Origin of the sequence: Zeaxanthinibacter enoshimensis, assembly GCF_004362865.1 — a bacterium.
Lineage (GTDB): Bacteria > Bacteroidota > Bacteroidia > Flavobacteriales > Flavobacteriaceae > Zeaxanthinibacter > Zeaxanthinibacter enoshimensis.
This window is the reverse complement of sequence record NZ_SNYI01000001.1, coordinates 124,017-148,002: the sequence shown is the minus strand read 5'-3', so window position 1 is coordinate 148,002 and position 23,986 is coordinate 124,017. Positions and strand designations below refer to the sequence as shown.

Below are 23,986 nucleotides of genomic sequence, written 5' to 3'. Positions count from 1 at the left end.
AAAGTCCCCGGTCGGGGACTTTTTTTATTGATCGATCATTTCCCTCGAAAGGGTAGTGTCCGGGGTGGTTACGGCACTGGTATTATCCCTTGCGGTGGTATCCTGTACGGGCATGGAATCTATGATCTCTTCCGGATCAAGGTCTGCCGGTACTTCAGCTTCTTCTAACAGGTCTTCCTTATAGAAGTGACTGAACTGGTCTATCTGTTCATTGAAGATCATGGTCTCTTTCTCTACCAGCGCGCGATCATCATTGGCGATCAGGATGTCAATGTTACGGCGGTATCCTTCCATATCCGCGATGATCTCTTCTATCTGGTCATATTGCTCATCTAAAGGAAGAGATGCGTAATAATCCAGCCTGTCCTGGTAAATATTCTTAAGCTGGGTATACAGCTCCCTGGCTTTCCTGGCTTCCCCCACCTTGTAATACCCGTCCACGAATGGCTCCACAAAGGTGTAGAACCCGTAGTACTTCACAGGCATATTGGTCATGGCCAGTTCAATAATGTCTTTAGCTTTATCGATCTTATTTTCATCGATTAGCTGTTCCATTAGCCGGGCCAGGTTACTACGGAAAGATAATCCCTGGGTCCTGGTCTGTGGGTCGTGGTAGATCTTATCGCTGCCCATATTGCCCCAGTCCCAGTTCATGACGATATCGTACATCAGTTCACTGTCTATCCTTCCCATTTCAAAAGGACTCCTGTTTTGAGTCTTGATAGGGACAAGTTTGTAAGCTAGTCCATCCAGTTGCAGGTAATCCTTCATCCAGATGTATTCTGCCTTGTCAAAACTTCCGCCGGAGAAGTAGAGAGGCCGCTTCCAGTCATTGTTAGCAATGATGTCGAGCATCATGATTCGGTTCTTGGGTAATGCCTGAGGCAGGTCTATATCAATATAGTCCACGATCAGGTCTGCATCCTCAGGTTTGACGAGTCCGCTTGCCAGCACATTCTCCTTGTTAACAGGTATGCGGATCTTATTGGTCGGGTAATAGACCAGGTTAAGGGTATTCTCTGAATAAGCGCTGAGGTCTGCACCCTGTTTTTCCAGGATATACCGGAATTTGGTCTGCGGCTTATCACTTCCAACCCAGTTGATAAAATCTTTTACATCCCAGCGATTCTCTGTGATTCCCTGGTAGTAGATCACATCCCGGTTCCCGTAACGATAGAGGTCATGGGTCAGCTGTGATGGAATAGGATCACTTTCATAAGCCTTCCGTTTCATCTGGTCTACGTACCAGTCTGTCGCGAATAAGCTGGTACAGATAACCCGAACATCGGTCCTGAAGCCTTCTATCTCCTGTGCATACCAGAGCGGGAAAGTATCGTTATCCCCAATGGTGAATATCATCGCCCCAGCATCTTCCTGGCAAGAAGAGAGATAGGCCTTGGCGCTGGCTTCGGCGGTGTAGCGGTTAGACCGGTCGTGGTCGTCCCAGTTCTGGTAGGCCATAACGGTAGGTACCGCTAAAAGGCACACCAGGGTGAGGGCAGGGGCCAGTATCTTCGGGTTGATCCTTTTCCTGAATTCGTCAAAGAGCCCGTAAACACCCAGCCCTATCCATAAGGCGAACACGTAAAACGATCCAACCAGGGAGTAATCCCTTTCCCTGGGCTGGAAAATATATGGGTTGGTGTAAAACTGTATGGCGATACCCGTGAACAGGAAGAAGACCAAGAGGGCCCAGAATTGTTTGGGATTCCTGCTGACCTGGAATACCAGGCCTATGAGACCAAGGATAAGCGGGAGAAAGAAGTAGGTATTCCTGCCCTTGTTGTCCAGTACATCCTGTGGCAGGTTGTCCTGGCTTCCCAGCCTGATGCTGTCTATGAACTTAATTCCGCTGAGCCACTCCCCGTTGCCATTATAGCGTCCCTGCAGGTCATCAGATTTCCCTACAAAGTTCCACATAAAGTACCTCCAGTACATATAACCAAACTGGAACTGGAACATGTATTTTATATTCTGCCAAACCGATGGGGGTTCTACTTCTATATATTCATTGAATTGCCTCAGGAATCCTATGTACTGCTCTTCATCGATCTCCCCGTTTGCATAGCCTGCCTTCAGCTGGTTGACAGCCCGGCGGAGCTCTTCGTTAGAGGTGGTCATCCGGAAATCCAATGGCCCGAAGTATTTCATATAATTCTCCGCGTGCTGTTCGCTCCACAGCCTGGGCAGTACACCCACATGGTCCTCGTTTGGTCCCTGGATGGCACCTTTGTAATTGTTGGTGATCACGTATTTGCCCAGGGCTTCGTCTTTTTCGTATTTAGGCTTTTCATCCTGGTCCTCTCCGGGAGGAGCAAAAGCATTGGAATAATAGGTTCCGTATACAGGGCTGTCTACGCCGGGATACTGTTCCCTGTTGTAATACGCCAGTAAGGCACGGGCGTCGGCCGGGTTGTTTTCATTGATCAGTACGTTGGCATTTGCGCGGATCGGGAGCATCAGCCAGGATGAGAATCCAAGGAAGATAAATAAAGCACACAGCACCAGAGTGTTTGCAAACAGGTAGTTATTCTTCCTCGTATACCGGAGCCCGAAATAGAAGGCAGCGGCGAATAGCAGGCCGATGATGATGGTGCCCGAATTAAAGGGTAAACCGATACTGTTGATAAAGAAAACCTCGCCCCATCCGAATAGTTTCAGTACGTAGGTGAGGGAGAATTTGTAGACGAGCATCAGGATCGCGACGACAATAACATTCGCCAGCAGGAAATTCTTGGCAGTTACGGTAGGGTATTTTTTAAAGTAATAAAGCAGGCCGATGGTCGGGATCACCAGGAATCCCATGAACTGTACTCCGAAGGTAAGTCCTACCACGAAAGAGATCAGGATCAGCCAGCGGTTCCCCCTGGGGTCATCCAGGTTATCCACCCACTTGAGTCCCATCCACAGCAGTAGTGCCATGATAAAACTGGCCATTGCGTAAACCTCGGTTTCCACGGCATTGAACCAGAAGCTGTCAGAATAAGTAAAGGCCAGGGAACCGACAAGTCCACTGCCTAATACGGCCATAGCTTTGTAATCGGTTAGTTCACCCTCCTTTATAATGAGTTTTCGGCAAAGGTTGGTTATGGTCCAGAACATGAACAGGATGGTGAATGCGCTGGATACCCCGGATACGTAGTTAACCATCCGCGCCACTTCGTTGGCATTAGGCGCGAACATCGCGAAAAAGGCCCCGATCATCTGCAGTAGCGGAGCTCCCGGGGGGTGCCCAACCTGCAGTTTGGCCGAAGTGGCAATATACTCACCGGAATCCCAGAAACTTCCCGTGGGTTCTACCGTGATACCGTAAGTGATAAGTGCTATAAAAAAAACAACCCATCCCAGGATGGTGTCCCATTTCTCGAAGTTCTTTGAAAACATGCAATTCGAAGTTTACCGATGGGGGCGAATTTACTAATTTAAATAAAACTTGGCAGTCCTTTTTATCAATCCTTTAGGATGGGCACCTGAAATTTTTGTAGGATTGTGTTTAAATAATTTGCGCATAACAAAGATTGTTTTAAATTTGCACCCGCTTAGGTGATTCTGGCCTATGGTGTAATTGGCAACACAGCTGGTTTTGGTCCAGTCGTTCTAGGTTCGAGTCCTAGTAGGCCAACAGAGAACCTTCACAATCCCGGTCCGGTACAGGTCCGGGATTTTTTTTGCTCCCGGCTTAACGTAAAACGCAGGATAATTTGAGGCTCGCGGGAAATGGAAATTAGGCTATTCTTTGTAAATTTATGAGCCCTTTATGAAAACTGTGTTCAGCTTGGTGAAACTGCGAAGCCGGAATCAAATTTAATTTGTATATTTGCGGCACTGAAAGGATATCAAAGTATTCATGAGGGGACAATTTGTCCCCTCTTTTATTAAAGGTATTTAATCATTGTCACCGGGAAAACCTGGTGGATTTACGGGCACTGCCCGGTTCACCGGCCAGTTTCTACCCGGGGTCAGAATTGAAGATTATAGGACTATGTTGAAAGAAAAAGTGACCACATTGCTGGACAAGGTGCTGGAAGAAAATCCTTCCATCTTCCTTATAGACCTCTATGTGGGAACGGATAACCAGATCAGGATCATCCTCGATGGTGATGAAGGGATCAACCTGGAAGATTGTATGAAGGTGAGCAGGGCTATTGAATTTTCCCTGGACCGTGAAGAACAGGATTTTGCCCTGGAAGTAACCTCGGCAGGCGCTACAGCCCCCCTGGTGAACGCAAGGCAATACCCGAAGAATATTGGGCGTAAACTGCAGGTGAAAACAGCAGGAGAGTCTTTTGAAGGGACACTTACCGAGGTAACCGATAAGGCCATAACCCTGGAGTGGAAAGCTAGGGAGCCGAAACCGGTTGGTAAGGGAAAAGTAACCGTGGAAAAGAAACAGGAAGTTCCTTTTTCAGATATCGAAGAAGCAAAAGTTAAGTTAATATTTTAATTGTAGATCAAAATGGAAAATATTGCGTTGATCGAATCTTTCTCCGAATTTAAGGATGATAAATTCATAGACAGGGTAACGCTGATGGCAATTTTGGAAGATGTATTCAGAAATGCGTTGAAAAAGAAATTTGGCTCGGACGATAACTTTGATATTATCATCAACCCGGACAAAGGGGATTTGGAGATCTGGAGAAATCGCGTAGTTGTGGAGGATGGTGAAGTTGAGGAGCCTAACGAGCAGATCTCGCTGAGCGATGCCCGTAAGATCGAGCCCGATTTCGAGGTTGGAGAGGATGTTTCTGAAGAAGTGAAGCTGATCGACCTGGGACGAAGAGCGATCCTGGCCTTGCGCCAGAACCTGATCTCAAAGATCCACGAGCACGACAATACGACGATCTACAAGCAGTTCAAGGACCTGGAAGGAGAGATCTACACCGCAGAGGTGCACCATATCCGTCATAAAGCAATCATTTTGCTGGACGACGAAGGGAACGAGATCATCTTGCCTAAGGATAAGCAGATCCCATCAGATTTCTTCAGGAAAGGGGATAATGTGCGTGGGATCATTGAAAGCGTTGAGCTGAAAGGCAATAAGCCTATGATCATCATGTCCCGGACTTCCCCGGTATTCCTTGAGCAATTGTTCCACCAGGAGATCCCGGAAGTTTTTGACGGCCTGATCACTATTAAGAAAGCAGTAAGGATCCCAGGTGAGAAAGCAAAAGTTGCCGTTGATTCTTACGATGACAGGATCGATCCTGTCGGGGCATGTGTGGGTATGAAAGGATCCCGGATTCACGGGATTGTAAGAGAGCTGGGTAATGAGAACATAGATGTTATCAACTGGACCAGTAACCCGCAGCTGATGGTGACCAGGGCTTTAAGCCCGGCACGTGTTTCTACTGTGAAACTGAATGACGAGAAAATGACCGCCCAGGTTTACCTTAGGCCAGAGGAAGTATCCAAGGCTATCGGTAGAGGAGGTCACAATATAAGACTGGCAGGCCAGTTAACCGGCTACGAGATCGATGTCTTCCGTGAAGGTGTTGAGGAGGATGTGGAACTAACTGAATTCTCTGATGAGATCGACAGCTGGGTGATAGAAGAATTTAAGAAAATCGGGCTGGATACAGCGCGTAGTGTCCTGGAGCAGGACATCGAAGACCTCGTAAAAAGGACGGATCTGGAAGAGGAAACAATTTCCGATGTGATGCGTATCCTGAAAGAGGAATTTGAAGATTAAGCTCTATATTAGCAGCGTATTTAAAGAGAGGTAAATAGATTATATGGCAGGAAATGCAACAATAAGGCTTAACAAAGTCTTGCGAGAACTTAATATATCACTGGATAGGGCAGTCGATTTTTTGGCGTCGAAAGGACACCAGGTCGAAGCACGCCCTACCACTAAGATCTCCAATGATGTATATCAGGTTCTCCTAGATGAGTTCCAGACCGATATGAGCAAGAAAGTTGCATCTAAGGAGGTTGGTGAAGAAAAGCGTAAGGAGAAAGAAGCCCTGAGGCTTCAGATGGAGCAGGAGCAGGAAGAAAAACGTCTTGCACGGGAAAAGCGCGCCGCTGAAAAAGAAGTGGTTTCCGCCAAAGCTGAATTATCGGGTCCTAAAACCGTTGGGAAGATAGACCTGGATAACCTCGGTAAGAAAGAAGCTCCGAAAGAGCAGGAAGAAGCACCCAAAGCTGAAGAGAAGCCTGTGGCTGCCAAAGAGGAACCTGCAGAACAGCCTAAAGCTGAGCCGGTTGAAGCTCCCAAGGCCGAGAAAAAGGCAGAGGAAGCTCCTAAGGCAGAGGAAGCTCCTAAAGCTGAAGAGAAGCCCTCAGCCGCCAAGGAAGAACCGGCCAAGAAAGAAGAAGCCGAGGAAAAATCGGCGGACTCTGATACTATCAAAACCAACTACCAGAAACTATCCGGTCCTAATATTAAGGATAAGATAGACCTCTCCCAGTTCAAGAAACCCAAGAAGAAGAAGGAAGAAGCTAAAGGCAGCGATTCCAGCGATAAGAAGAAAAGACGCCGAAGGATCGTCAGCAATAATGCTCCCGGTGCCGGCAGAGGTAAGCCTGGGGCAAAACGCGGGCAGCGATTCTCTTCTGCTCCTAAGGTAGAGCCTACCGAGGAGGAAGTGCAAAAACAAGTGCGGGAAACCCTGGAGAAACTGCAAGGAAAATCCAAGCGTGGAAAAGGGGCAAAGTACCGTAGAGATAAACGAGACCAGCACCGCCAGCAGACCGAGCGCGACCTGGAGCAGCAGGAATTGGAAAGCAAGATCCTGAAGGTAACCGAGTTCGTTACTGTAGGAGAGGTTGCAACCATGATGAATGTATCAACAACGGATATCATCTCAGCCTGTATGTCTCTCGGGATCATGGTAACCATGAACCAGCGACTGGATGCGGAAACCCTTTCTATCGTGGCCGACGAATTTGGTTACGAAGTGGAGTTTGTTACTGCTGAGCTGGAAGAATCTTTTGAAGAAGTTGAGGATAAACCAGAGGATCTTAAGCCAAGAGCTCCGATCGTAACCGTAATGGGTCACGTAGACCACGGTAAAACATCCTTGCTTGATTATGTCCGTAAGGAAAACGTGATCGCCGGTGAGAGTGGGGGTATTACCCAGCACATCGGGGCATACGGGGTAAGCCTGGAAAATGGAAACAAGATCACATTCCTGGATACACCCGGTCACGAGGCGTTTACCGCCATGCGGGCTCGTGGTGCCCAGGTCACCGATATAGCGATCGTTGTGATCGCTGCGGATGATGATATCATGCCACAGACCAAGGAAGCTATTAGCCACGCACAAGCGGCAGGCGTTCCCATGATCTTCGCTATCAACAAAATTGACCGCCCGACAGCAAACCCTGATAAGATCAAGGAAGGACTTGCGCAGATGAACCTCCTCGTTGAGGACTGGGGTGGAAAAATACAATCGCACGACATCTCGGCTAAGACCGGGACAGGTGTAAAAGAATTACTGGAAAAGGTATTGCTGGAAGCAGAAATGCTCGACCTGAAAGCTAACCCGGACAGGCTGGCCAGCGGTACAGTAGTAGAGGCATTCCTGGATAAAGGACGTGGATACGTATCTACTATCCTGGTTCAGTCCGGTACCCTTTCTATCGGGGACTATGTCCTTGCAGGTACTTGCAGTGGTAAGATCAAAGCCATGCAGGATGAACGCGGTAACGCCGTGAAAAAAGCAGGGCCTTCTACACCTATCTCTATTCTTGGACTGGACGGTGCGCCACAGGCTGGTGACAAGTTCAATGTCATGGAAGATGAGAAAGAGGCGAAGCAGATTGCAGCTAAGAGAGCGCAGTTGCAGCGTGAACAGTCTGTAAGGACGCAACGTCATATTACGCTTGATGAAATTGGAAGGCGAATTGCGCTAGGTGACTTCAAGGAGCTTAATATTATCCTGAAAGGAGATGTGGATGGTTCCGTAGAGGCACTTACCGATTCCTTCCAGAAGTTGTCTACAGACGAGATACAAGTAAACATCATTCATAAAGGAGTGGGTGCGATCACCGAATCCGATGTCTTGCTGGCATCAGCTTCTGACGCGATCGTGATCGGGTTTAACGTAAGGCCGATGGGTAATGCACGTGATATCGCCGATAAGGAAGAGATTGATATCAGGATGTACTCTATCATCTACGACGCCATCAACGACCTGAAGGATGCGATGGAAGGTATGCTTTCACCTGAGATGAAGGAAGAGATCACCGGTACTGCCGAGATCCGAGAAACCTTCAAGATCTCTAAAGTTGGAACTATTGCCGGGTGTATGGTGACCAGTGGTAAGATCTACCGCTCGTCCAATATCAGGCTTATCCGTGACGGGGTGGTGATCTACACCGGAACCCTGGCCTCGCTGAAGCGATTCAAGGATGACGTTAAGGAAGTATCTAAAGGCTACGATTGTGGTCTGCAGATCAAGAACTACAACGACATACAGGAAAGCGATATCGTGGAAGCATTCCAGGAAGTAGCTGTGAAGAAGACTCTTTAAGAGTTATTATATAATATGAAAAAAGGGCCATCAGATGATGGCCCTTTTTTTGTTTTGTATTCCCCGCTTTCTAAGGTTGTGCCGGGGAATGTTTTAATTTTTAGGAGACAATAATAGCGATTCGGGGTACTTTTTCCGGACCTCGGTAAAATGCCGCTCTCCCTCCAGTTTTGTGCTGAATTTACCTACGTGCACGCGGTAAGTAGGGGAGTCAAATATGATCTTGGTATACCACCCGGGGAAGTCCACTTCGGCATCCGATTTCAGCTTTTGTGCCTTGTCATAAGACCCAAAACCTATTTGTATGGTATAGAAATCGGCACTTTCATTGGCTTTCTTATAAAGGTTCAGCAATTGGGACAATTCGCGGTCCTGTTTTACCTGTACCGTGCCCTGCTGGGCAATTGAAATCCCTGAAGTACAGAGAAGAACAAGGGTTAAAAATGCAGTTTTCATAATATCATTTTAATTATTACAAAGGTAATTTATTGCTTAGTATACGGTACTTTCCCGGCTTATTTAGAATAATTATAAATTGAGAATTATAAATACCTTAACATTTCCAAAATAAAGTCTATGTCGTATTTTTGCTGTCAATTTTAATGGCCGTGAATTCCCCATCCGTCCTAATACATTAGGAATAATCGTGCCAAGATTTCGATAGTACTATTTTATGTATGAAACAGGTAAATCCGGAGTGTTGATCAAGAGGTAGATCTTATAACAGTTCGGGTGTATCCAGCTTCGTATGACCGTTGAAAATATTGAAAAGCAACACATGAAAAAGGTTCTAAACCGCCATCAAATCGCTACTGTATTAGGCATCAGCCTCTTCGTAACATTACTATTTTCTGCACCTCTTAGTGCCCAGGAAGCCGCTGAACCGGCCGCTGCGGAGACTGAGACCGCTAGCCAGGCATCTGACGAAAGTGCGGGTGATCCAGCTAAGGGGAAGCAATTGTTCAACCAGAACTGTGCGGCATGTCACGCCCTGAACCGCAAGATGACGGGGCCTGCCCTGGCTAACGTAGAAAGCAGGCTGGCTGAAGAAGAAGGCCTGGGTAAGGATTGGTTGTATGCATGGATCAAGAACAGTCCCGCGATGATCGCGTCAGGGGATGCTTACGCCAACGAAATATACAACGAATACAACCAGGCGGCGATGACCGCTTTCCCGACCCTTTCCAATGAAGATATCGATAATATCCTGGCGTATACTTCAGCTCCGCCTCCTGCTCCGCCACAAACAACTGCAGTGCCTACAGGTGGAGAGACCGGCACCGGTGGTGGATCGGGGATCTCTAATGACCTGATCCTTGGAGCACTTGTCCTGGTATTTGGAATCCTGGTGGTGATGTTGTTCCTGGTGAACAGCACGCTAAAGCGTATTGCCGAGGCCAGCGGGGTGGTGATAGAAAAAGAAAAGACAGAGAAGCGTACACCGATCTGGAAGGCTTTTGCCCAGAACCAGTTCCTGGTATTGGTTTCCGTGATCTTCCTGATGCTTGTCGCTGCATACTATGCTTACGGCTGGATGATGCAGGTGGGTGTGGACCAGGGATATGCTCCGGTGCAGCCGATCCATTATTCGCACAAGATCCACGCGGGTGATAACAAGATTGAGTGTAAGTACTGTCACTCTTCAGCGCGTGTTTCCAAACACTCAGGTATTCCTTCGCTGAATGTCTGTATGAACTGTCATAAATCTATCTACGAATACAAGGGTAACCCGGAAGGACCAAGTCCTGAGGATCTGGCAAACGGGTATACCAATGAGTTCTACACCAAGGAGATCAAGAAATTATACAAGGCAGTCGGGTGGGATGAGACCAACCAGAGGTATACCGGGGAGACCCAGCCTGTGGAATGGGTTCGTATTCACAACCTTCCTGATTTTGCTTACTTCAACCACTCCCAGCACGTTTCTGTAGCGGGGATCGAATGTCAGACCTGCCATGGCCCGGTAGAGGAAATGGAGATCATGTACCAGTACTCACCGCTTACCATGGGATGGTGTATTAACTGTCACAGGGAGACCAATGTGAAGGTTGAGGGGAACGAATATTACGAAAAGATCCACGAGGAACTATCAAAGAAATATGGAGTTGATCAGCTCACTGCGGCCCAATTAGGTGGTCTTGAATGTGGGAAGTGTCACTATTAATTATAAAAGCAGCAGCTAATTTCATCAATAGCATATGGCATCAAACAAGAAATATTGGAAGAGTGAAGCGGAGTTAAGTCCGAACAATTCCATTGTTGAGCAGCTAAGACAAAACGAATTTCCGGAGGAAGTGCCGGTTGACGAATTCCTTGGAGATAAAGAAGGACTTGCGGCTACCACTACCAACCGAAGGGATTTCCTGAAGTATGTCGGGTTCAGTACAGCGGCAGCATCACTGGCAGCCTGTGAAGGCCCGGTGAACTATTCTATTCCTTACGTGGTTCAGCCAGAGCAGATCATCCCGGGGGTGGCTAATTATTATGCTACCACTATAGCTAATGGATATGATTTTGCCAGCATCCTGATCAAGACCCGTGAAGGTCGCCCGATTAAGGTGGAAAATAACAAGGATGCTAAATCTAATAATGGAGCAAACGCCAGGATACAGGCTTCTGTGTTGTCTTTATATGACAGCAGCAGGCTGCAAGGTCCTATGGCAGGGGAAGAGCAGACAGACTGGGATACCCTGGATGCTACGGTAAAAGCCACGCTTAATGCTACACAGAATTCAGGGAAGAAGGTTGTTCTGCTTACCCAGACGTATGCTAGTCCATCTACAGACCGACTTATTTCTGAGTTCCAGGCTAAATACCCTAATGTAAGTCATGTTACTTACGATACCATTTCAGAGGATGCCGCGCTGAGTGCTTTTGAAGCCCGTTACGGTGAGCGTGCCCTTGCAGATTACGACTTTGAGAAGGCCGACTATATTGTAGGGATCGGGGCTGATTTCCTGGCCGACTGGCAGGGAGGAAACTTTGATTCAGGTTATTCCAAAGGTCGTGTTCCTAAGAATGGAAAAATGTCTAGGCATGTACAGATAGAGGCCAATATGTCTCTGACCGGTGCAAATGCCGATAAACGTATTATGCTGAAGCCAAGCCAGCAGAAAATTGCTTTGGCAAAACTTTACGGTAAACTGAATGGTACTACCGTAGGTGGTGAACTGCCCGAGGCTGCTGAGCGCGCCCTGGACCAGATCGCTGCTGAGATCTCGAAGAATCGCAGTGGAGCCGTTGTGGTTACCGGTATTGATGACGTCAATGCGCAGGCTGTGGTGCTGGAGATCAATGAGATGTTAGGAAGTAAGGCTTTTAACCCTTCCGCGCCTCGCTACATTCGCCAGGGGAGCACTGCTGCGGTGAACGAGTTGATCGCAGACATGAATGCCGGTAAGGTAGGTGCCTTGCTGATGGATGGTGTAAACCCGGTTTACTCGCTGCCTAATGCAGCAGAATTCCTTGAAGGGCTTGCGAAAGTAGATGTGTCTGTCGCTTTCTCAACCTTATGGAACGATACTACCGCTGCGTCTAAATTCACCGGTGCATCTAACCATTACCTTGAGTCATGGGGTGACGTACAGTTGAAAAAGGGGCACTACAGCCTGATGCAGCCAACGATAAAAGAATTATTTGATACCAGGCAGTTCCAGACAGCCCTCCTGAAATGGATGGATAATGACGTGTCTTATTACGAATACGTAAAAGCAACCTGGAATGAAAATATCCTGAACGGATCAGACTGGAACCAGGCATTACACGATGGAGCCTTTGTAGCTTCCGGGGATATGACGTCTGAAGCAACTGCTGCTCCGGCTGATGCTGCTGAAGGAGCCGAGGAAGCAATGACTTCTTCTGTTGTACCCGTCGCATCTGCCTTAAGAGCGCTTGCCTCCAGCCCGTCCTCTGACATGGAACTGGTGCTTTACTCTAAAGTAGGAATGGGCGATGGCCAGCAGGCCAACAACCCATGGCTGCAGGAGTTCCCTGACCCGATCACCAGGGTATCCTGGGATAACTACCTGACGGTTTCTAAAGCAGACGCTGCGAAATTAGGATTTGAGAACGAGCATGTTGCCAATGGCGGACTGGATGGAAGCTATGCAACTGTTACCGTAAACGACATTACATTAAAGGATGTGCCGGTGATTATACAGCCGGGGCAGGCTCCGGGGACTGTCGGACTGGCTTTCGGCTACGGGAAAAAGACCGGGGTACGGGAGGATATGCAGGTGGGAGTAAATGCGTTCCCGCTTTACCAGAACTTCTCTACGATTCAGGAAGCAAAAGTGACTAAAGCAGCCGGAATGCATGAGTTTGCATGTGTTCAGTTGCACAAGACCCTGATGGGTAGGGGTGATATCATAAAGGAAACCACCCTGGAGATCTTTAATACCAAGGATCACGCAGAATGGAACCATGTGCCTCAGGTTTCTCTGAACCACCAGGAAGTGCCGGCCACTACAGTAGACTTATGGGAAGGATTTGACCGTTCTATCGGGCACCACTTTAACATGTCTATAGACCTGAATGCCTGTACGGGTTGTGGGGCGTGTGTTATTGCCTGCCACGCAGAGAACAACGTTCCTGTTGTTGGAAAAAAAGAAGTAAGGCTTTCCAGGGATATGCACTGGTTAAGAATAGACCGTTACTACTCTTCTGAAGACACCTTCGAAGATGACAACGAGAAAAAAGATAACCTTTCCGGGGCTATTGGTTCTAAGGTAGGTTTCGAGGAGATGGAAGATCCGGCGGTCAACCCGCAGGTAGCCTTCCAGCCGGTAATGTGCCAGCACTGTAACCACGCGCCTTGTGAAACAGTTTGCCCGGTAGCGGCAACTTCACACAGTCGCCAGGGTCAGAACCATATGGCGTATAACCGTTGCGTAGGTACACGTTACTGTGCGAATAACTGTCCTTATAAAGTGCGACGATTTAACTGGTTCCTCTACAATAACAACGATGAGTTTGATTACCATATGAACAACGATCTTGGGAAGATGGTGATCAACCCGGATGTTACCGTTCGTTCAAGAGGGGTGATGGAAAAATGTTCTATGTGTATCCAGATGACACAGAAAGTGATCCTGGATGCCAAGAGGGAAGGAAGAACCGTGAAGGATGGCGAATTCCAGACCGCTTGTTCTAATGCCTGTAACAATGGAGCGATCGTCTTTGGAGACATCAATGATGAAAACAGCCAGGTAGCGGAGCTGAAAGATAATGACCGAATGTATCACCTGCTCGAGAGCGTAGGAACCAAACCCAATGTATTCTACCACGTAAAAGTGCGAAATACAGAAAAGGCTTAATAAAAGAAGAACGTAACAATAATAGAATTTTATGGCGTCGCATTACGAAGCACCAATACGTAAACCCTTAGTTCTTGGAGATAAAGGCTATCACGATGTGTCCGTTGATATTGCTAAACCCATAGAGGGTAAAGCCAATAAGCACTGGTGGATAGTTTTTTCTATTGCCCTGGCGGCATTTTTATGGGGAGTAGGCTGTATAATTTACACCATCTCTACCGGGATCGGAACCTGGGGGTTGAATAAAACAGTAGGCTGGGCCTGGGATATCACCAACTTCGTTTGGTGGGTAGGTATTGGTCACGCAGGGACCCTGATCTCCGCGGTACTGTTGCTGTTCCGCCAGAAATGGAGAATGGCGATCAACCGGTCTGCAGAGGCGATGACCATCTTCTCTGTGATCCAGGCGGGACTTTTCCCGATCATCCACATGGGGCGCCCCTGGTTGGCATACTGGGTACTCCCGATTCCTAACCAGTTCGGATCTCTTTGGGTAAACTTTAATTCACCCCTGCTGTGGGACGTATTTGCGATCTCAACATATTTATCGGTGTCCCTGGTATTCTGGTGGACAGGACTTTTACCTGATTTCGCCATGATCCGTGACAGGGCTGTAAAACCTTTCCAGAAGAAGATCTACAGCTTGGTGAGTTTCGGGTGGAGCGGACGTGCCAAGGATTGGCAGCGTTTTGAGGAAGTGTCCCTGGTTCTTGCCGGTCTGGCAACCCCACTGGTACTTTCTGTACACACTATCGTATCATTTGACTTTGCTACCTCGGTAATTCCCGGATGGCATACCACCATTTTCCCTCCTTATTTCGTTGCGGGTGCTATTTTCTCTGGTTTCGCCATGGTGAACACCCTGCTGATCATCATGAGAAAGGTGAGCAACATGGAAGCTTATATTACCGTGCAGCACATTGAGCTGATGAACATCGTGATCATGATCACCGGTTCTATCGTAGGCTGTGCTTATATTACCGAGCTCTTCGTAGCCTGGTACTCCGGAGTGGAATACGAACAGTACGCCTTCCTTAACAGGGCGACCGGACCTTACTGGTGGTCTTACCTGTTGATGATGACCTGTAACGTTGTTTCCCCGCAGGTAATGTGGTTTAAAAAGATCAGGACAAGTATTGTCGTATCTTTTATCATCTCTATCGTGGTAAACATTGGAATGTGGTTTGAGCGATTCGTGATCATTGTAACCTCGTTACACCGTGATTACCTTCCCTCATCATGGACCATGTTCTCTCCGACATTCGTCGATATCGGGATCTTTATCGGTACCATTGGATTCTTCTTTGTGCTGTTCCTGTTGTATGCAAGGACCTTCCCGGTAATTGCCCAGGCAGAGGTGAAATCGATCCTGAAATCATCAGGGGAGCGCTACAAGTTACTTCGCGATGCAGGTAAACCTCTTTACGAAGTCACCAGGATGAAAGTAGGTCCGCAGGAAGTTGTGGTGGAAAAAACCGTAGTGGAAAAAGCCCCGATGGCTGAAAAAGAAGCCCTGCTCAGTGCACTTGGAACTTTTGATGCTAGTAAGGAAAGCAAGGACGACCTGAAGAAGATAAAAGGTATTGGCCCTCAGATGGAGGAGACCCTGAACCAATTAGGGATCTATACATACGAGCAGGTTAGCCGCATGACGGAAAAAGAATACAGGCTCCTTGACGAGATTACCGGTTCCTTCCCAGGAAGGGCACAACGCGACGATTGGGCCGGACAGGCCAGTAGGTTAAACAACAAAAGCTAGATTATGGCATCTAAGGTGATACAAGCATTTTATAATGATGATGATGTGCTGATGCATGCGGTTAAAAGGGTGCGTGCCGCTAAACATCATATAGAGGAAGTCTACACTCCGTTCCCCGTTCACGGGCTGGACAAGGCAATGGGACTGGCACCGACAAGGATTGCCATAACTTCATTCCTGTATGGATGTGTGGGATTAACAGTGGCTATCCTGATGATGAATTACATCATGATCGAAGACTGGCCACAGGATATCGGTGGAAAACCGAGTTTCAGTTACATCGAGAATATGCCGGCCTTTGTTCCGATCATGTTCGAGATGACCGTCTTCTTCGCAGCTCACCTCATGGTGATCACATTTTATATGAGAAGTAAATTGTGGCCCTTTAAAGAGGCGGAGAACCCTGACGTCAGGACAACCGATGATCACTTCCTGATGGAAATTGAATTACACGGAAACGAACAGGAACTGTACGATCTTTTAGTGGATACCGGTGCAGTAGAAATAAACAGTATTGAAAAGTAGTCTTGGAAATATGAACAATATTATCAAAATAGGTTGCCTCTTAGGATTGATTGTTAGTGTCAGCAGTTGTCAGGATACCGCTGTGCCTAACTACCAGTATATGCCTAATATGTACGAATCTGTAGGCTACGAGACCTATGACAAGGTGGATTTCCTTCCTGATGACCAGGAGGCGTTACAGCCGGCTGAGAACACTATCATGAGGGGTTGGATGCCTTACGAATTTGAGAATACTCCTGAAGGGAAAGAGCTGTCTTTGGCAGCGACCAGCCCGTTAGATTCACTGAAACGCGATGAAAACCTGGCCCAGGGAATGCAATTGTACACCATTTATTGTGCGATCTGCCATGGGGATAAGGGTGACGGACAGGGAACCCTGGTAAAAAGGGAAAAAATACTCGGGGTTCCGAGTTATGCAGACCCGGCCCGTGATATCCAGGTTGGAGGTGTGTACCACGTAATTTATTACGGGTTGAACTCCATGGGATCCTATGCAGGACAGCTTAACCACGAAGAGCGCTGGATGGTATCCGAGTATGTGATGCAACTGAAAGAAGACTTAACCAAATAAGACCAGGAATTAAGATATGTACACGTTTTCAAACAGATTAAAAATTGGTTCTTTCATCCTGATGGCCGTAGGTTTGATAGGTATAGCCATCGGCTTTATATCAGCTCCTTCTACGGTTGAGGAAGCCAAGGCCATGGTGGCTTCACATGCTGAGGGTCACGGTGGCGATCACGGAGATGGTCACGCAGTTCCTGGTGAAACCGAAGGAGAGGTCCATATGGATGAAGCCGGGATGCAACATCCGACGGTTGGCATGGGTGCCGAGGTAGAACACGGTAACGCTTTAGCCCACGACCAGGAACATGAAATGTCTCATGATGAGCACCTGCTGCACCAGTTACAGAACAGGCCCTGGTCTGCTCTTTACGTAGCGGCATTGTTCTTCTTCTTTATTGCGCTAGGGGTACTTGCATTCTACGCCATTCAGCGCGCTGCCCAGGCAGGGTGGTCTCCTTTACTCTTCCGGGTAATGGAAGGTATCACAGCTTACCTGGTTCCCGGTGGAATCATTGTTTTTGTGATCCTGCTCTTGTCTGTACTTCATCTGAACCATATCTTTGTATGGATGGATCCGGAGGTAGTGGCACATGACGAATTACTACAGGGAAAACAGGGATATCTTAACCCTACTTTCTTCCTGATCCGAGCTGCAATATTCCTGGCCGGGTGGATTTTCTACCGTGAATATTCACGAAAACTATCACTGGCCCAGGACGAAGCAACCGACAATACCAATTTTGTAAAAAACTTTAAATGGTCAGCGGCCTTCCTGGTATTCTACCTGGTCACTGAATCCATTATGTCCTGGGACTGGATCATGAGTGTTGATCCTCACTGGTTCAGTACACTTTTCGGATGGTATGTATTTGCAAGTATGTTCGTATCCGGGATCACGGTCATCGCAATGGTAGTCATCTACCTGAAATCTCGCGGCTACCTTCCCGATGTCAATGACAGCCACCTGCATGACCTTGCCAAGTTCATGTTCGGGATCAGTATCTTCTGGACTTACCTGTGGTTCGCCCAGTTCATGCTTATCTGGTACGCAGATATCCCTGAAGAGGTAACCTATTTTGTAACCAGGATCGATGATTATAAACTGCCCTTCTTTGGGATGATCGTAATGAATTTCCTGTTCCCGATACTTGTGCTGATGAACAGCGATTACAAGCGTGTAAACTGGTTCGTGGTTATGGCGGGGATCATCATACTCTTAGGGCACTACCTGGATGTTTTCAATATGATCATGCCGGCTACCGTAGGTGACCAATGGTACATTGGTATCCCGGAGATCAGTTCAGTATTGTTTTTTATGGGATTGTTTACTTTCTGGATCTTCAGGGCAATGGCTACCGTGCCTTTACAGCCTAAACGAAATCCATTCATAGAGGAAAGCAGGCAGTTTCATTATTAATATAAAGTTTAATATCAGTTCATAGGATGACTATAGTATTGACCATTGCGGTATTAGTTTTAGTGGCAATTGCAATCTGGCAAATGACCAAGATATTCGAATTGTCACAGATCAAGACCGATAATTCACAGATCGCCAACGATAAGGATAATAAGTATAATGGCTACCTGCTGTTTGGCTTCCTGATCTTTATCTACGGGATCACAATCTTCAGTTTTGCGAAGTATAGTAAGTTCCTGTTACCGGAAGCTGCTTCCGAACATGGTGGGGAATACGATTTACTGATGTATATCTCTTTTGTGATCATCTTTATCGTACAGACAATAACCCAGGCGCTGCTGCATTACTTCGGGTACAAGTACCGCGGTGAAAAAGGGAAGAAAGCGTTATTCTATGCGGATAACGACAAGCTGGAGTTCATCTGGACCATTATTCCTGTTGTGGTACTGGCCGGTCTGATCCTTTGGGGATTATACACCTGGACCAATATCATGGATGTGAATGATGAGGATGATCCACTGATCGTGGAGCTATATGCCCAGCAGTTTAACTGGACCGCCCGGTACGGGGGAGAGGATAATGAGCTTGGTATGGCTAATGTTCGTATGATCGATATCAATAAGGCTAACGTACTTGGTCTGGATGAATCTGATCCTTATGCCAGTGATGATATTATTACCAAGGAACTGCACCTTCCTGTAGGCAGGAAAGTGAATTTCAGGTTCCGTTCACAGGATGTTTTACACTCTGCCTATATGCCACATTTCAGGGCACAGATGAACTGCGTTCCAGGAATGATCACCGAGTTCTCCTTTACTCCAACTATAACGACCGAGGAGATGAGGCAGAACCCCGAGGTAATAGAAAAGGTAAAGCGAACCAATAAGATCCGTGCTGAGCGGGCAGCTTTAGGTCAGCCTAATGGCGACCCGTGGGAATTTGATTACGTTCTACTCTGTAACAAGATTTGTGGAAAGTCACACTACAACATGCAAATGAAGATCATCGTGGAGACAGAGGAGGAATACCAGAAATGGCTGGAAGAACAACAGACGTTCGGACAGACTATGGCTTCCATGAATTAAAAAAGGCTATTTAAAAGAGAATTATAAATTTTACAAATTATCTGATTATGTCAGCAATAGTTCAAGAGCATACTGAGGATCATGCACATGATCACGGGCATCATCACAAGGAGACCTTCATTACGAAGTACATCTTCAGCCAGGATCACAAGATGATTGCCAAGCAGTACCTGATCACAGGTCTGATCATGGGATTCATCGGTATCGGGATGTCCTTACTTTTCCGGATGCAACTTGCATTCCCGGGAGAATCCTTTTTATTATTCGAATGGTTCCTGGGAGACTGGGCTCCGGATGGTGTAATGGATGCTGATATCTACCTTGCATTAGTTACCATTCACGGTACTATCATGGTATTCTTTGTACTGACAGCAGGTCTGAGTGGTACCTTCAGTAACCTCCTTATTCCGCTTCAGATCGGTGCCAGGGATATGGCCTCCGGCTTCCTGAACATGATCTCTTACTGGTTGTTCTTTATTTCCAGTGTCATTATGGTCTCCTCCATCTTTATCGAAGCAGGACCTGCAGCGGCCGGATGGACGATCTACCCTCCGCTTAGTGCATTGCCAATGGCTCAACCCGGTTCAGGACTTGGGATGACCTTATGGTTGGTCTCTATGGCTGTCTTTATCGCTTCTTCCCTGATGGGATCATTGAACTATATCGTAACCGTTATCAACCTGCGGACCAAGGGAATGTCCATGACCCGTTTACCTTTAACGATCTGGGCCTTCTTCGTAACTGCTATCATCGGGGTGATTTCTTTCCCTGTTCTTTTATCTGCAGCCCTGCTGCTGATCATGGACCGTAGTTTTGGAACATCTTTCTTCCTGTCGGATATCTTTATCCAGGGCGAGGTGTTGCACTACCAGGGTGGATCTCCTGTACTCTTTGAACACTTATTCTGGTTCTTAGGACACCCGGAAGTATATATCGTATTACTTCCTGCATTAGGAATCACTTCCGAGGTAATGTCTACCAACGCACGTAAGCCGATCTTCGGATACCGGGCCATGGTTGCCTCTATCCTGGCTATTGCATTCCTGTCTACCATCGTATGGGGTCACCATATGTTCATTTCAGGGATGAACCCATTCCTTGGATCTGTATTTACATTTACAACATTACTGATCGCTATCCCTTCAGCGGTTAAGGCATTTAACTATATCACAACCCTCTGGAAAGGGAACCTGCAATTGAACCCTGCTATGTTGTTCTCTATCGGGCTGGTTTCAACCTTTATTACAGGAGGTCTTACCGGGATCATCCTTGGAGACAGTACCCTGGACATCAACGTTCACGATACTTACTTTGTAGTGGCTCACTTCCACCTGGTAATGGGAATCTCTGCGCTCTACGGGTTGTTTGCCGGTGTTTACCACTGGTTCCCTAAGATGTTCGGGAAGATGATGAACAAGAACTTAGGATACGTCCATTTCTGGGTGACCGCTGTATGTGCCTACGGGGTATTCTTCCCAATGCACTTTGTGGGAATGGCCGGGGTGCCGAGACGTTACTACGAGAACACTGCTTTTCCAATGTTCGATGAACTTACCGATGTACAGGTACTGATGACTGTATTTGCCCTGATCGCAGGTGCTGCCCAGCTGGTATTTGCTTACAACTTTGTTCACAGTATCTTCTACGGAAGACCCGCAGAACAAAACCCATGGAAGTCCAATACACTGGAATGGACTGCTCCTGTGAAGCATTTCCACGGAAACTGGGAAGGCGAGATCCCGGAGGTTCACCGTTGGGCTTACGATTACAGTAAGACCTGGGATAACGGAGATTACATCATCCCCGGACAGGATTATGTACCACAGCATATTCCTTTACAGGAAAATGAAGAAGAGCTTCAGCACTGATGCTCCTCCTGCAGAATATAAAAAAGCCCGTCATCACAGACGGGCTTTTTGCTTTCCTGATGACAGGCTTCAAAGGTATTCTTCTGGCGAAAAGCGGTTATTTCAAAGGCTCGGATCTTATCAGGGTATCTGTGCCCAGGAATTTGTCATCTTTGTTATAATACCATTCCCGTACCTTGGGAATCTTCATGGTGGAGACTTCCTCTATCCCGCTCAGCAGTATATACTCCCCGTCATTCTTGCTTTCATCGTGATAGAACTGGTAGACCTCCATAGCGTAAGTAGACGGGTCAAAATAAAAGTACCAGGTATCTTTTCCTACCGTTTCATCATAGGTTACTTTCAATACCTTGTATTGCTTTCCTTTAAAGGTCTTTGTCTCTACTACCGGGCTCAACTGCGTTCCCTTATCCTTTAATTTCATCGGGAGACCATACAGGTACAGGTAATAATTCTTCATGCTTTCTGCCCTTTCACAGCTGATACGATGCTTTGCTTTATCCTCCGCGGAGATATCCGTGCTGCCATTGAGTTTTAACGTGCACGTCCCTTTATTCAAGGTCTGTTCAATGGTAACATCGTCACTCTGCGAAGTTAAACTGAAATATTGCCCGGGAATATCGATCTTAACCTCGCTCAGTCTTTCCCGGCCATCGGGATAACTCAGCTTAATGACAAGTTTTTCCTGCAGGCTGCTCCATGCCCCATCAGGATCGTGGTAGGCAATGGCCTTATCCAGCAACTCGGTTGCGGTAATGGTCTGGGACATCATGGTTGATGCACTGAGCAGTAATACTGCCGTCAAGAGGTGTTTGATCATAGTTGATACTATTTATATCGCTGTTAGTAATACGTGTCAGGCTAATATAAAGCAAATAAGCAGCAAACCACAATCAGCGGGGTGCATACATATATCGCTTATTTATGATATATTAGAGGGTAACTCCCGGGAGTTCCGGAAGCCTAAAATTATTCAGTGTGAGAAAGTTTTTATTAGTGGTCATGATATTTTCGGTTGCCGCGGTATACGGGCAACGTAAGCCAAAGATCAAAGGCAGCAGGGAAGTGATAGAAGTTCGTGAAAGTCTTTTGCCCTTCAGCAGGCTGGTTCTTGCAGACGATATTGAAATTACCCTCGAAAAAGCCTCTGAGCCTGGCTATGTGATCCGGGCAGATGATAACCTGGTCGATATCTTTAAATTCCGTGTAGAAGACAGTACCCTCGTAATAACGTCCTTTTACAAGGTGAGGTCAAAAAAGAAACTGGAGATCATAGTAAAATTCAATGGCCTGAACAGCATCAGTGCAGAGGATGGTTATATCTCCTCCAAGGATGTGGTTGCCTCGGACCTGGTGGAGCTCCAGTTAAAGGGATCCGCTAAAATGAAAATAGATGCAAGGGCATCGTTGGTACAGCTTAACCTGAAGGGAAATAGTTCCGGGGAATTCAATATTGATTCCGATTCACTCCAACTGTATGCCAAGGATAAGGCCGACCTTAAGTTGTATACCAACGGGGAAACCATAGCCCTGGACATGGCTGAGAATTCCCGTGCCAGGCTGGAAGGCCGTACCGGGATCCTGCAGGCTAACCTACGGGACAACGCAGATCTTAAAGCGGAGAAAATGGAAGCCGGCGTGGCGAGGGCCGTACTATCAGGCTCACCTTCTGCAGAGATCAATGTCTCCAGCGATTTTGAATTGGATTCCAGCGGTTCTTCCAAAACCTATCTCTACGGGTCTCCCGTGATCTCTATCAGTGCCTTCCGGGATTCATCAGTACTCACCAAACGGGGAAACTGATCCTGTCCCGGGAATACGGGAATAAAATGTCTGATCGCACTCAAAATTTCTAACTTCAACATAAAGAAAAAAGGTAATTTCATATTCAGATTTACCATGATTATATGAATTTAAAAGACGGCGTAAAAACAGCGGAAAATAAGGTCTCCGGGGAAGCCAGGAAACTGAGTGTCTTTGTCAGGGATACCAGTAAAAGCCTAATCGACCGGCTGGAATGCTACGAAGATATCATTAACCTCGAGGTAGGGGATACCGGGCTGAACCGAGCCAAAAACCTGGAACGGGAATTCAATATCCGGCAATTATATATTAAGTACGAAGGGGATAATCCTACCGGGACCCAGAAAGACCGGATCGCTTTCGCACAGGTGTACGATGCCCTGAGGCGGGAATTTGACACTGTATCCCTGGCCACCTGCGGAAACTACGGGGTGGCTGTGGCCCTTGCCGCAAACCTGGCGGGCCTGGGCTGCCGTATCTATATCCCGGATTCCTACAATACGGAGCGATTCGAGGAAATGGAAGCATTGGGTGCTGATATTGTACAGATGAAAGGCAGCTACGAGGATGTGGTACGGCAGAGTACACTGCTGGCCCAGCAGCACCAATGGTACGATGCCAATCCCGGCGGGGTCAATACCCCCCTGCAGATCACGGCATACTCACAGATGGCCTTTGAACTGGTCGAAGACCTGGGGGATGCCCCCAAATACTGCGCTTGCCCGGTCTCTAACGGCACCCTGCTGGCAGGGATATACAGGGGATTCGTCAGTCTATACAAAAGGGGAAAGACCTCCCGTATTCCAAAGATGATCGCCGCTTCCTCGACCAGGAAGAATCCTATTGTATCCTCCTTTCGCTCGGGGCTGGATTATTGCAAAGACCTGAACCCGGAAAGTATTAAGGAAACCAAGTACAACGAACCCCTGGTCAACTGGCATAGTTTTGACGGGGAGGAAGCCCTGTATGCCATCCGCCAGTCAGGAGGAAGTGCATTTAATATCAGCGATAAGAAAATGAAGGAGATGAGCACCTTCCTCCTGAAAAAGGAGGGAATGCGGATCTTACCGGCCTCGACTGCGGGGTTGATCGCGTTGCTGGAAATGAATGAGACACAAAATTTTGAACCCGACAGGTATGTTGCAGTCCTGACGGCAAAACACTAATAA

The 23,986-nt window shown here is 47.3% G+C and carries 16 protein-coding genes and 1 tRNA gene; 14 read left to right on the top strand and 3 right to left on the bottom strand.

Going from position 1 to position 23,986, the window contains the following annotated elements:
- Positions 1-24 precede the first annotated feature (24 nt).
- Positions 25-3,384 carry a glycosyltransferase family 117 protein gene (locus CLV82_RS00670; RefSeq protein ID WP_133642387.1) on the bottom strand — a complete coding sequence of 1,120 codons (3,360 nt, stop codon included), beginning with the start codon at positions 3,382-3,384 and terminating at the stop codon, positions 25-27.
- A 166-nt stretch (positions 3,385-3,550) separates the two neighbouring features.
- Between CLV82_RS00670 and CLV82_RS00665 the strand changes: the two genes are divergently transcribed.
- The 4 genes from CLV82_RS00665 to infB all read left to right on the top strand — a co-directional run bounded on the left by CLV82_RS00665 (position 3,551) and on the right by infB (position 8,477).
- A tRNA-Gln gene (locus CLV82_RS00665) sits at positions 3,551-3,622 on the top strand.
- 360 nt (positions 3,623-3,982) lie between these two features.
- Positions 3,983-4,444, top strand: a complete 462-nt coding sequence (gene rimP / locus CLV82_RS00660) for a ribosome assembly cofactor RimP (protein ID WP_133642386.1) — start codon at positions 3,983-3,985, stop codon at positions 4,442-4,444.
- A gap of 12 nt (positions 4,445-4,456) precedes the next feature.
- Positions 4,457-5,689, top strand: a complete 1,233-nt coding sequence (nusA, locus tag CLV82_RS00655; RefSeq protein WP_133642385.1) for a transcription termination factor NusA — start codon at positions 4,457-4,459, stop codon at positions 5,687-5,689.
- 43 nt (positions 5,690-5,732) lie between these two features.
- The gene (infB, locus tag CLV82_RS00650; RefSeq protein WP_133642384.1) at positions 5,733-8,477 is read left to right on the top strand and encodes a translation initiation factor IF-2; all 2,745 of its coding nucleotides are present in this window, start codon (positions 5,733-5,735) and stop codon (positions 8,475-8,477) included.
- Positions 8,478-8,570: 93 nt separating this feature from the next.
- Here infB and CLV82_RS00645 read toward each other — a convergent pair whose 3' ends face one another.
- The gene (locus CLV82_RS00645; RefSeq protein ID WP_133642383.1) at positions 8,571-8,933 is read right to left on the bottom strand and encodes an SPOR domain-containing protein; all 363 of its coding nucleotides are present in this window, start codon (positions 8,931-8,933) and stop codon (positions 8,571-8,573) included.
- 322 nt (positions 8,934-9,255) lie between these two features.
- Between CLV82_RS00645 and CLV82_RS00640 the strand changes: the two genes are divergently transcribed.
- From CLV82_RS00640 to CLV82_RS00605, 8 genes are read left to right on the top strand one after another with little or no spacing between them, the layout of a single operon-like run.
- Positions 9,256-10,641: a c-type cytochrome gene (locus tag CLV82_RS00640; protein WP_133642382.1), complete on the top strand. Its 1,386-nt coding sequence runs from the start codon at positions 9,256-9,258 to the stop codon at positions 10,639-10,641.
- Positions 10,642-10,675: 34 nt separating this feature from the next.
- Entirely contained in the window at positions 10,676-13,792 is a 3,117-nt protein-coding gene (locus CLV82_RS00635) for a TAT-variant-translocated molybdopterin oxidoreductase (protein WP_133642381.1), read from the top strand.
- 31 nt (positions 13,793-13,823) lie between these two features.
- The gene (nrfD, locus tag CLV82_RS00630) at positions 13,824-15,551 is read left to right on the top strand and encodes an NrfD/PsrC family molybdoenzyme membrane anchor subunit (protein ID WP_133642380.1); all 1,728 of its coding nucleotides are present in this window, start codon (positions 13,824-13,826) and stop codon (positions 15,549-15,551) included.
- A gap of 3 nt (positions 15,552-15,554) precedes the next feature.
- Complete coding sequence (locus CLV82_RS00625; RefSeq protein WP_133642379.1) at positions 15,555-16,076, top strand: DUF3341 domain-containing protein; 522 nt, start codon at positions 15,555-15,557, stop codon at positions 16,074-16,076.
- A 10-nt stretch (positions 16,077-16,086) separates the two neighbouring features.
- Positions 16,087-16,647, top strand: a complete 561-nt coding sequence (locus CLV82_RS00620) for a c-type cytochrome (RefSeq protein WP_133642378.1) — start codon at positions 16,087-16,089, stop codon at positions 16,645-16,647.
- 16 nt (positions 16,648-16,663) lie between these two features.
- Positions 16,664-18,061 carry a quinol:cytochrome C oxidoreductase gene (locus CLV82_RS00615; RefSeq protein WP_133642377.1) on the top strand — a complete coding sequence of 466 codons (1,398 nt, stop codon included), beginning with the start codon at positions 16,664-16,666 and terminating at the stop codon, positions 18,059-18,061.
- A 26-nt stretch (positions 18,062-18,087) separates the two neighbouring features.
- Positions 18,088-19,146 (top strand): cytochrome c oxidase subunit II, encoded by a 1,059-nt coding sequence (locus CLV82_RS00610; RefSeq protein ID WP_133642376.1) that lies wholly within the window; start codon positions 18,088-18,090, stop codon positions 19,144-19,146.
- Between the two features lie 47 nt (positions 19,147-19,193).
- Positions 19,194-21,014 (top strand): cytochrome c oxidase subunit I, encoded by a 1,821-nt coding sequence (locus tag CLV82_RS00605; RefSeq protein ID WP_133642375.1) that lies wholly within the window; start codon positions 19,194-19,196, stop codon positions 21,012-21,014.
- Between the two features lie 97 nt (positions 21,015-21,111).
- Here CLV82_RS00605 and CLV82_RS00600 read toward each other — a convergent pair whose 3' ends face one another.
- Positions 21,112-21,834 (bottom strand): DUF6503 family protein, encoded by a 723-nt coding sequence (locus tag CLV82_RS00600; protein WP_133642374.1) that lies wholly within the window; start codon positions 21,832-21,834, stop codon positions 21,112-21,114.
- Between the two features lie 158 nt (positions 21,835-21,992).
- On the opposite strand from CLV82_RS00600, the gene CLV82_RS00595 reads away from it, so the two are divergent.
- Positions 21,993-22,817, top strand: coding sequence for a GIN domain-containing protein (locus CLV82_RS00595; protein ID WP_133642373.1), 825 nt, complete (start codon positions 21,993-21,995; stop codon positions 22,815-22,817).
- Between the two features lie 104 nt (positions 22,818-22,921).
- Positions 22,922-23,983 (top strand): pyridoxal-phosphate dependent enzyme, encoded by a 1,062-nt coding sequence (locus CLV82_RS00590; protein ID WP_133642372.1) that lies wholly within the window; start codon positions 22,922-22,924, stop codon positions 23,981-23,983.
- Positions 23,984-23,986 lie beyond the last annotated feature (3 nt).

Bases quoted from the DNA above. Each gene is read 5' to 3' on its own strand.
- CLV82_RS00600 (WP_133642374.1), bottom strand. From the start codon at position 21,834: ATGATCAAACACCTCTTGACGGCAGTATTACTGCTCAGTGCATCAACC.
- CLV82_RS00615 (WP_133642377.1), top strand. From the start codon at position 16,664: ATGTACACGTTTTCAAACAGATTAAAAATTGGTTCTTTCATCCTGATG.
- CLV82_RS00620 (WP_133642378.1), top strand. From the start codon at position 16,087: ATGAACAATATTATCAAAATAGGTTGCCTCTTAGGATTGATTGTTAGT.
- nrfD (WP_133642380.1), top strand. From the start codon at position 13,824: ATGGCGTCGCATTACGAAGCACCAATACGTAAACCCTTAGTTCTTGGA.
- CLV82_RS00610 (WP_133642376.1), top strand. From the start codon at position 18,088: ATGACTATAGTATTGACCATTGCGGTATTAGTTTTAGTGGCAATTGCA.
- CLV82_RS00645 (WP_133642383.1), bottom strand. From the start codon at position 8,933: ATGAAAACTGCATTTTTAACCCTTGTTCTTCTCTGTACTTCAGGGATT.
- rimP (WP_133642386.1), top strand. From the start codon at position 3,983: ATGTTGAAAGAAAAAGTGACCACATTGCTGGACAAGGTGCTGGAAGAA.
- CLV82_RS00635 (WP_133642381.1), top strand. From the start codon at position 10,676: ATGGCATCAAACAAGAAATATTGGAAGAGTGAAGCGGAGTTAAGTCCG.
- CLV82_RS00625 (WP_133642379.1), top strand. From the start codon at position 15,555: ATGGCATCTAAGGTGATACAAGCATTTTATAATGATGATGATGTGCTG.
- CLV82_RS00670 (WP_133642387.1), bottom strand. From the start codon at position 3,384: ATGTTTTCAAAGAACTTCGAGAAATGGGACACCATCCTGGGATGGGTT.
- CLV82_RS00590 (WP_133642372.1), top strand. From the start codon at position 22,922: ATGAATTTAAAAGACGGCGTAAAAACAGCGGAAAATAAGGTCTCCGGG.
- CLV82_RS00605 (WP_133642375.1), top strand. From the start codon at position 19,194: ATGTCAGCAATAGTTCAAGAGCATACTGAGGATCATGCACATGATCAC.
- CLV82_RS00640 (WP_133642382.1), top strand. From the start codon at position 9,256: ATGAAAAAGGTTCTAAACCGCCATCAAATCGCTACTGTATTAGGCATC.
- infB (WP_133642384.1), top strand. From the start codon at position 5,733: ATGGCAGGAAATGCAACAATAAGGCTTAACAAAGTCTTGCGAGAACTT.
- nusA (WP_133642385.1), top strand. From the start codon at position 4,457: ATGGAAAATATTGCGTTGATCGAATCTTTCTCCGAATTTAAGGATGAT.